General features: G+C 42.8%; 2 tRNA genes. Both read right to left on the bottom strand.

Annotated features, from left to right (window positions below):
• Window positions 1-350 precede the first annotated feature (350 nt).
• Window positions 351-426: transfer RNA gene (locus tag R7R24_RS28420), tRNA-Val, on the bottom strand.
• A gap of 28 nt (window positions 427-454) precedes the next feature.
• A tRNA-Lys gene (locus R7R24_RS28415) sits at window positions 455-530 on the bottom strand.
• Window positions 531-607: the final 77 nt, after the last annotated feature.

The raw sequence follows: 607 nt of genomic DNA, 5'->3' as shown, positions 1-607 counted from the left end.
ATACAACCCGAAGGAGTTTCGAGTTGATGTTCAAATCACCAAAGTTGTCTCTCATTATTTGAATGAGCGAGAGACATATCGATTTTGCCGGACTCAATTTCGAATAATCACTGTAAAAGTGATATTCCCAAGAACACTCGAATGTGTTTTTTGGTGTTTGTCATAAAGACAAACATTGAGAACTTTACAAACAATCTTAAAGATTGTTTTGTCAGCTTTCCAAATTGTTAAAGAGCTATGTTGCTTCACAAGGAAGTTACATTTTCTAAAGACTTTCAGAGTCAAAAATACCAACCAGTATCAATTGCTTGTTCTGGTTTGGACGTTTTATTCCAAAAATACTTAGAGAATGGTGGGCGATACCGGGCTCGAACCAGTGACCCCCTGCTTGTAAGGCAGGTGCTCTCCCAACTGAGCTAATCGCCCACATTGTTTTGATTTCCGTGGAAGGAAATGGTGGGTCGTGCAGGATTCGAACCTGCGACCAATTGATTAAAAGTCAACTGCTCTACCAACTGAGCTAACGACCCAATGGTATCCCGTAGGGGAGTCGAACCCCTGTTACCGCCGTGAAAGGGCGGTGTCCTAGGCCTCTAGACGAACGGGA

The sequence above is a fragment of the Vibrio sp. 704 genome (assembly GCF_033339295.1).
This window is presented reverse-complemented; position numbering and strand designations above follow the sequence as displayed.